Genomic DNA, 8,448 nt, shown 5'->3' on the forward strand with positions numbered 1-8,448 from the left:
CGCCCCTTGAGTTTGCTGCCCAGGCGGCCCGAAACGGCCCCTGAAGAAGCCGGAAGGCTCTCCCGGGAGCTGGACCAGTTTTGGGTACAGGGTCACGATCTGCACTACCTCTGGCGGGCGGTGGATCAGAATGGGGTCGTGCTCGACATCCTCGTGCAGCCCCGCAGGAACGCGAGTGCGGCCACGCGCTTCTTCAAGCGCCTGCCGAAGGGACTGCGCTACAAGCCGAAGCGCCTCGTCACCGACGGCCTGCGCAGCTATGGGGTGGCACATCGCGAGGTGAGGCCCGAGGTGCGGCAGCGGGTCAGCCGATACCTCAACAATCGGGCGGAGAACTCGCACCGGCCCACGCGGGGCAGAGAGCGCCAGATGCAGCGCTTCAAGTCACCTCAGCAGGCGCAACGCTTTCTCTCAGCACACGCCATGATCTACGGCCATTTCCGGCCGCGGCGGCACCTAATGATGGCCCACGGGTACCGCCGTGCTCGTGATAACGCCTTCCGGGTCTGGAAGCGGGAGACGTGCGTCCAAGTGGCAGGGTAGGGCTGGCCAAGCTCTGCCGCTCGGTCCAAAAGAGCCTCGTGCCCAAACAACGTGACAATGCCCGCCCAGGTCATGCGACAGACCCGCTACCGCTCCGCCGACGTCGCCCTCGGCTACCTCAGACCAGCCGACCTCTGGCGCAACAACCCCACACAGGGATCTGGGGCGAGCTGGGGGAGGCGGACCGGGCCTGAGGATCAGCCGCCCGCCCCCGACCGGGGCAAGTTGTCCCCAGTTGCTGGGGACAGGTCTGTGGGCATCTGGCGGCTAGCGTTTCCAGGCCTTCCGCAAAGCCTCGAGGGGTGAGAGCTTGTTGGCCAGACAAGCCCTGGCCATGGCCATGGTGGCGTCGCGGGTTGCCGCGATCGCCAAGTGGCCGCCGCGATGCGCGAAGACGGCCCCTGGGATGCCGCAGGCCTGTTCCAGGTCCCCGTTCTGCAACCCACGCCAGGCGGCCGGCATGTCCAGGCGGTTGGCGAGGCTCCCCTTCTCGGCCGGCATGGCCTGCAGCTTCCACCGGCCGTCGGGTTCCGGGCTCATGACGTAGAGGACGGGCATCGCCAGGTCGAAGGCCGGCCGCTGCCACGGCATGCCGCGCGGCAGCTCCAGCACGTCGGGGTGGATGCCGCTCACCCCTGACTTGCAGTCCTCCCAGGCCTGCGCCACAGCTTCGTAGGCGAAGGCCGCGCCACGCTCCTTCTCGACCTGCCGCTCCAACGCCTCGGCGACCATTCGACTGGCGCGAAGGAAGCCGCGCTGCTGGTGCTCCTCGAAGGCGAGGGGATCGGACCCGCTCGGGGCGTCCCAGGCACTGTTGAAGGTGTCGACCATCGAGGTGAGATCGGTCGGCGCCGCGCGTTCCACACCGTTGTCCACCAGATCGACATGGCGCACCACCTTGCTCCGGATCCCCTCGGCGATGCGCGAAACCATGGCGTCGGCCACCTCGGGGAAGCCGGATTTCGCGAGGGTGTTCCGCACGTAGAGCTGCCCCAGGCTCTGGCCGCTTTCCGGTTCAACGGCACGCCAGACCAGGCCGGCCGAACTCAGCGGATCGCCGTTCGGCGCCGTCGGTGCCCCGGGCTGGTGGTGGTCAAAGCGCCAGGTCGCATCGTCGGCGGTACCACCCACGTCCCACACGATATCGGCACTCCTCAGGAGCGCGTGATCTCGCGTCCGGACCAACTCGTGCGCGCCGTCAGCACCATCTAGACCCAGAGCGCCGGTCAGGATGACGTAGGCGAGACAGTCATCCGCGTGGAAGGTGCCGCTGTGCGTGGCCAGCAGTAGGGGGCGATCACTGGGGAGCATCGAACATCCTCATTCGCATCCGTGGACGGGCGGGTTCTGTCAGCGCTCACCCCGATCAGGTGGATGCTGCTCGAGCGGAAGCCCTAGCAGGCCACAGCATTTCTGCCAGTGACCATGCCGTTCAGTGCAGAAGCACGGAGCCGATTGATGGGAGCAACTCCAGGCAAAAACATCTGGAGCAGCCCGTTCGAACACCGATCTTCGAATACCGCAGGAGGCTTACCTCGGCCGGCAAGGCTTCGCGCAAATCGGGACTTTCGTTCTGCGCCCATTCCGGCCGTCTGGGGGCCATCGTCGCCCTCGCCAAAGCGGAAGTGGCGTTTTCAGCTTGGCAGTAGGGCCGGATGGAGCACATCCCGAGGCTCATGGTCCTCTTCACCTCAGACCGATAGAAAGCATGTACCCAGGCTCTTGAAGAAACGTGTATATGCACTATGCTTGAGATATGGAGAACGTGACAGCCCTTGATCCTGATGTCGTCGGCGAAGTGGAAGCCTCCTGCGTCTGCCTGCATGTGCAGCGGGCTGGCCGCACCGTGGGCCGCCACTACGACAAGGCATTCCGACCTCTCAACCTTACCAACTGGCAGTTCAGCTTGCTCGCCGCCGTCGGCGGGGCAGATGGGCCGAGCGTGAACGAGCTCGCCCTGCTACTCGGGATGGACCGCACGACGATGACGAGGAACCTTCGCGTGCTGGAGCGCCGGGGGCTCCTGACGATGAGGCCGGATGACCAGGACGGCCGCATCCGGCGTGCCCTCCTGACGCCGGAGGGGCGCGACCTGTTCCTCAAGGCCCTGGAGCGCTGGCGAACAGTCAACGAAACCATGAAGGCGCGGATCACGCCCGCCTCGCTGCCCTCCGTGTGGGACGCCTTTGAGAGGATCGCCCAGCCATGAACAGCCAAGCGGCCTATGAGGCCATCCAAGAAGGTGCATATGCACTTTCCGCGCGGGAGGCTGTCCCTGTGCCTCCCTCCGCAACACCGGCAGGAGGTTCCTCTATGCGGAGGAAAACTCTCTGGATAACCCTGGCCAGCCTCGCCGCCGCGATGGCGATCGGAGCTGCGGCTTACGTCGTGACCGGCTCCGGCGGCTCCGAGGCAGCTCAGGGTATCCCTCTCGCACAGGATCCTCGCCAGGCGCCGCCGCTCCTCCTCGCGGCCATGGCCCGGCCGGTGGAGGGCGCCGAACGCTCCTTCACCGGGACTCTTGGTGCCAGAGTCCAAAGCGATCTGGCCTTCCGCGTGGGCGGCAAGGTGACAGCACGGCTCGTCGATGTCGGGCAGTCGGTCCGGAGGGGTGAGTCCCTCGCTCGGCTCGACGACAAGGACCTGGGCCTTGCCCTGACCGCCCGACGCAACGCCGTCGTGGGCGCCCGCGCGACCGTCGTGCAGGCCGAGGCGGACGAGGTCCGGTACCGCAAGCTTCTTGCTGAAGGATGGGTGTCCCGGCAGCGATACGAGGCGACCCGGGCAGGCCTCGACACCGCCCGAGCCTCCCTCGCCGCGGCCGAGGCGCAGGCTGAGGTAGCGGCAAACGAGGCAGCCTACGCTACCCTGCGCGCCGATACCGACGGCGTCGTGACCGGAATTCTGGCCGAGCCGGGCACCGTCGTCGCCGCTGGACAGCCGGTTGTCCGCCTGGCTCAGGCCGGACCGCGCGAGGCCGTTGTGAACCTGCCCGAGGGCTTCCGTCCCGCCCTCGGCACCCGGGCGGAGGCGACAGTCTACGGCCAGTCCGGAGGCGCTGCCGCCTCGGCGCGGCTGCGCCAGCTCTCGGACGCGGCCGACCCCGCGAGCCGCACCTACGAGGCGCGCTACGTGCTTGAGGGCGACGCGGCCCAGGCTCCGCTGGGCAGCACGGTCACGCTGCGGGTTTCGTCCGCTGCTTCGGGCGACGGGGCTGTCCTTCCAGTCAGCGCCCTGCGCGACGACGGACGGGCCACCGGGGTCTGGATCCTGGATGCGGAGAGCCAGACCGTACGGTTCCGCGCCGTCCGGGTGCAGCGCCTCGGCGCCGAGCAGATGGTGGTGGAGGGCGTCCGGCCGGGCGAGCGGGTCGCGGCCCTCGGTGCCCACCTGCTGCGGGATGGCCAGGCCGTGCGCGTGGACACGCGGGAGGCCGCGCGGTGAGCCTGAACCTGTCGGCGCTGGCTGTCCGCGAGCGGGCGCTCACGCTGTTCCTCATCCTGATGATCGCGGCGGCCGGAGCCTTCGCCTTCTTCAAGCTCGGACGCGCCGAGGACCCGGCCTTCACCATCAAGGTCCTGACCGTCACGGCCGCCTGGCCAGGCGCGACCGCGCAGGAGATGCAGGACCTCGTCGCCGAGCCGCTGGAGAAGCGCCTGCAGGAGCTCCGCTGGTACGACCGCGTCGAGACGATGACGCGCCCCGGCCTGGCCCTCATGACGCTCACCTTGCGGGACAACACGCCGCCCTCCGAGGTGCCGGAGCAGTTCTATCAGGCCCGCAAGAAGCTGGGGGACGAGGCGCGGCGCCTGCCGCCCGGCGCCTTCGGTCCCTTCGTCAACGACGAGTACTCGGACACGACGTTCGGCCTCTACGCGCTGAAGGCGCCCGGCATGCCGCCGCGCCTGCTGACCCGGCACGCCGAGACGATCCGCCAGCGCCTGCTGCACGTGCCCGGGGTCAAGAAGGTGGACATCCTCGGCGAGCGGCCGGAGCGGATCTTCGTTGAGTTCTCCTACCCGCGCCTCGTCACCCTTGGCATCAGCGCGCAGGACGTCTTCGCCGCCCTTGAGCGCCAGAACGGCCTCGTGCCCGCGGGCTCCGTCGAGACCAACGGCCCCCAGGTGCAGATCCGGCTGGACGGCGCCTACGAGAGCGCCGAGGCGGTGGCCGCCACCCCGATCGTCGTCGGCGGGCGCAACCTCCGCCTCTCCGACATCGCCGAGGTGCGGCGCGGCTACGAGGACCCGGCGACCTTCCTCATCCGCCACAACGGCGAGGACGCCATGGCGCTCGGCGTCGTCATGCGGGAGGGCTGGAACGGACTCGAACTCGGCGCGGCCCTGGAGCGCGAGGTGTCCGCCATCCAGGCGGGGCTGCCGCTCGGCCTCAGCCTGAGCAAGATCAGCGACCAAGCCGTCAATATCGACGAGGCGGTCGGCGAGTTCATGCTGAAGTTCTTCATGGCGCTCGGCGTGGTGCTCCTCGTCAGCCTGCTCAGCCTTGGCTGGCGCGCCGGGCTGATCGTGGCGGCGGCCGTGCCGCTCACCCTCGCCCTCGTCTTCGTCATCATGATGTACACGGGGCGCGTCTTCGACCGCATCACCCTCGGCGCGCTGATCCTCTCGCTCGGCCTGCTGGTGGACGACGCCATCATCGCCATCGAGGTGATGGTGGTAAAGATGGAGGAAGGCATGGACCGCATCCGGGCCGCCGCCTTCGCCTGGAGCCACACCGCCGCCCCCATGCTCTCCGGCACCGTGGTGACCGTCATCGGGCTGATGCCCGTCGGCTTCGCCCAGTCCTCGGCGGGCGAGTACGCGGGCAACATCTTCTGGATCGTCGGCTTCGCCCTGATGGCGTCCTGGATCGTGGCCGTGACCTTCACGCCCTATCTCGGCGTGGTCCTCCTGCCGCAGGTCAAGCCGGTGGAGGGCGGGCACGCGGCCCTTTACGACACGCGCGGCTACCGGATGCTGCGCGCGCTCATCGCCTGGGCAGTCCGGCGCAAGTTCCTGGTCGCCGGGCTCGTCCTCCTCTCCCTCGGCCTGGCCGGGGCGGGGATGGGCGCGGTCAAGCAGCAGTTCTTCCCGCTCTCCGACCGGCCCGAGGTGCTGGTCGAGGTTCGCCTGCCCGAGGGCACGAGCATCGGCGTGACCGGCGCGGCCGTGGCGAAGGTGGAGGCCTGGCTTCGCGAGCAGCCCGAGGCCCGCATCGTGACCAGCTACCTCGGCCAGGGCGCGCCGCGCTTCTTCTTCGCCATGTCGCCCGAGCTGCCGGACCCGGCCTTCGCCAAGCTCGTCGTGCTCACGCCCTCGCCCGCGGCGCGCGAGGCCCTGAAGCACCGCCTGCGCGAACGCATCGCCGCGGGCCTCGCGCCGGAGGCGGACCTGCGCGTCACGCAACTCGTCTTCGGGCCCTACTCGCCCTTCCCGGTGGCCTTCCGGGTCATGGGGCCGGAGAGGGCCGAGGTGCTGCGCATCGCCGACCAGGTGCAGGACATCGCGCGCGCCAACCCGAACATGCGCCGCGTGGACCAGGACTGGGGCACCCGCAGCCCCACAGCCCACTTCGTCCTCGACCAGGACCGCCTGCGCCTGATCGGCCTCTCCCCGGCCGAGGCGGCGCAGCAGCTCCAGTTCCTCCTCAGCGGCGTCACGGTGACGCGCATGCGGGAAGGGATCCGCACGGTGGAAGTGGTGGCCCGCAGCGCCGGTCCGGCGCGCCTGGACCCGGCGCGCCTCGGCGAGCTGACGCTCACCTCCCGCACCGGCGCCCTCATCCCGCTGGACCAGATCGGCGGGCTGGAGGTCCGCATGGAGACGCCGCTGCAGCGGCGGCGGGACCGCGTTCCGACCGTGACCGTCCGGGGCGACATCGACGAGGCGCTGCAGCCGCCCGACGTGTCGAACCAGATCATCGCGGCGCTCGCCCCGCTGCGCGCGTCCCTGCCGCCGGGCTACCGGATCGAGGCGGCGGCCGACATCGAGGAGGCGGGGAAGGCCAATGCGGCTCTGGCCGCCGTGTTCCCCCTCATGATCGCGCTGATGCTCGCGGTCATCATGCTCCAGGTCCGCTCCTTCGCGGCGACGGCCATGGTGATGCTGACGGCGCCGCTGGGCCTGGTGGGGGCGGTGCCGGTGCTCCTGCTCTTCGCCCAGCCCTTCGGCTTCAACGCCATCCTCGGCCTCATCGGGCTGGCGGGGATCCTCATGCGCAACACGCTGATCCTGATCGGGCAGATCCACGACAACGAGGCCGAGGGGCTGTCGCCCTACCACGCCGTCGTGGAGGCCACGGTGCAGCGCTCGCGACCGGTGATCCTGACCGCGCTCGCGGCCGTGCTGGCCTTCATCCCCCTGACGCACTCCGTGTTCTGGGGATCCATGGCCTACACGCTGATCGGCGGCACGGCGGTGGGAACGGTGCTGATCCTCGTCTTCCTGCCCGCCCTTTACGCCATCTGGTTCCGCGTGAGGCCCGACGGAGCGCCGACGGAGCGAGCCCATGCCGCCGCGACATCCCGCCCACTCCCTGCTCCTGCGGAGTGAAGGCGTGCCCATGATCCCCAGCACTGGAAGGGCTCCACATGTTTGATCTTCTGGCGGCCGCCACGTTGTGCGGCGCGGCCGCGTGGGTCACGGCGGCCTACAGTCTCGCGCTCGCTACCTCGGCCCCGGGGCGCTTCCTGATTGCCGCGAGCATGACGCTCTGGCTCGGTGGGGTGCTCTGGCTCGGCGCGACGCGGGTCTTGCTGGATGCCTTCTGGCTCGGGCTGCCCGGCCTAGCCTGGGCGGTGGCGGTCCCGATCGCCGTCCTGGTGACTTGGCTTCTTGGCACACAGGATGGACGCAGGCGGGTAGCCCGGGCGCCGCTCCCCGCCCTCGTTGCCGTGCAGTCGGTGCGGGTGCTCGGCATCTGGTTCGTGGTGTTGCACGCGGCTGGACGCCTGCCCGCGCCCTTCGCGCCGGTGGCCGGTTGGGGGGACATCCTGGCGGGCGTCCTGGCCGTCCCGGCCGCATGGCTGGCGCTGCGGCGTCCGGACCGCGGTCGGGGCGCCATCCTCACATGGAACGTGATCGGCGCGGTCGACCTGATCGCCGCCGTGAGCCTCGGCCTGACCTCCCTTCCGGGCCCCCTCCGGGTCTTCATGGGCGAGCCGGGCAGCGGTCCGATGAATGTGCTGCCCTGGATCGTCATCCCCGGCTTCCTCGTCCCCAGCCTGCTGACGCTGCACTTCGTCGTCTTCCACAGGCTTCGCCGGAAGCCTCCGGCGTTAGGAAGCCCCTGACACATGCGGTCATGGCGAGTAGCGCCCCGGCCACGTGACGTCGCGTCTTGGCGGAGCGGATGCCGGAGCGAACGCGCGTCGAACTGCTCTTCGACGCACTCCGTTCAAACCAGACTGGCAGGAGACATTTGATGGAAGCCGGGAGGAAAGCAGGGTGGCGTTCCTCGGTCTCCTCGGCGTGGATGAGGTTCTGGCGTTGTCTTGAGTACCTCTCCGACGGAGCCGACGTCACCGAGGCATCGCTTCTCAGGAAACGAGTTGAGAAGCTCGAACGTCAGGTGGCCAAATTAGTGCCGATCGACATAAGTCACACCAGGAGAGAGCGATAAAGGAGGCTGATCGGACCTTATGTTTGGTCTCCCTTCTCCCAGCCTATGCGACCGAAGCCTCCGTGGCCGGATACTCGTCGGTGAGACTAAACCGCGGCCGAATCGTAGCCTACTCCGGCCTGATACCGGATAGGCAGGCGGACACCCGTATGTCTGCTTGCGGCACGTTCACCTCTTCAGCAGACCTTCTGCTTTCGTGAAGGGTTTCGGATGCCGCAGGCGTCCGAAAGTCTCCGAGGAACGAACCCGCGGTCCGTTGGCGCTCGGTATGGGGATTTAGCGGAT

At 68.9% G+C, this 8,448-nt stretch carries 6 protein-coding genes; 5 read left to right on the forward strand and 1 reads right to left on the reverse strand.

What is annotated here, in order from left to right; translation table 11 throughout:
- A partial coding sequence (locus FHS87_RS24385; protein WP_184522015.1) for a DDE-type integrase/transposase/recombinase occupies nucleotides 1-543 on the forward strand: 543 nt, incomplete at its 5' end.
- Nucleotides 544-810: 267 nt separating this feature from the next.
- Here FHS87_RS24385 and FHS87_RS22690 read toward each other — a convergent pair.
- Nucleotides 811-1,854 (reverse strand): MYG1 family protein, encoded by a 1,044-nt coding sequence (locus FHS87_RS22690; protein WP_184522018.1) that lies wholly within the window; start codon nucleotides 1,852-1,854, stop codon nucleotides 811-813.
- A 454-nt stretch (nucleotides 1,855-2,308) separates the two neighbouring features.
- On the opposite strand from FHS87_RS22690, the gene FHS87_RS22695 reads away from it, so the two are divergent.
- From FHS87_RS22695 to FHS87_RS22710, 4 genes are all read left to right on the forward strand, one after another.
- Nucleotides 2,309-2,752 (forward strand): MarR family winged helix-turn-helix transcriptional regulator, encoded by a 444-nt coding sequence (locus FHS87_RS22695; RefSeq protein WP_221300317.1) that lies wholly within the window; start codon nucleotides 2,309-2,311, stop codon nucleotides 2,750-2,752.
- Between the two features lie 104 nt (nucleotides 2,753-2,856).
- Nucleotides 2,857-3,987, forward strand: coding sequence for an efflux RND transporter periplasmic adaptor subunit (locus FHS87_RS22700; protein WP_184522025.1), 1,131 nt, complete (start codon nucleotides 2,857-2,859; stop codon nucleotides 3,985-3,987).
- Entirely contained in the window at nucleotides 3,984-7,094 is a 3,111-nt protein-coding gene (locus FHS87_RS22705; protein WP_184522029.1) for an efflux RND transporter permease subunit, read from the forward strand. The genes FHS87_RS22700 and FHS87_RS22705 overlap by 4 nt, the downstream gene beginning before the upstream one ends.
- A gap of 38 nt (nucleotides 7,095-7,132) precedes the next feature.
- Entirely contained in the window at nucleotides 7,133-7,834 is a 702-nt protein-coding gene (locus FHS87_RS22710) for a hypothetical protein (protein ID WP_184522032.1), read from the forward strand.
- Nucleotides 7,835-8,448: the final 614 nt, after the last annotated feature.

This window comes from Muricoccus pecuniae, from assembly GCF_014199205.1.
Lineage (GTDB): Bacteria > Pseudomonadota > Alphaproteobacteria > Acetobacterales > Acetobacteraceae > Roseomonas > Roseomonas pecuniae.

Bases quoted from the DNA above. Each gene is read 5' to 3' on its own strand.
- FHS87_RS22690 (WP_184522018.1), bottom strand. From the start codon at position 1,854: ATGCTCCCCAGTGATCGCCCCCTACTGCTGGCCACGCACAGCGGCACC.
- FHS87_RS22710 (WP_184522032.1), top strand. From the start codon at position 7,133: ATGTTTGATCTTCTGGCGGCCGCCACGTTGTGCGGCGCGGCCGCGTGG.
- FHS87_RS22700 (WP_184522025.1), top strand. From the start codon at position 2,857: ATGCGGAGGAAAACTCTCTGGATAACCCTGGCCAGCCTCGCCGCCGCG.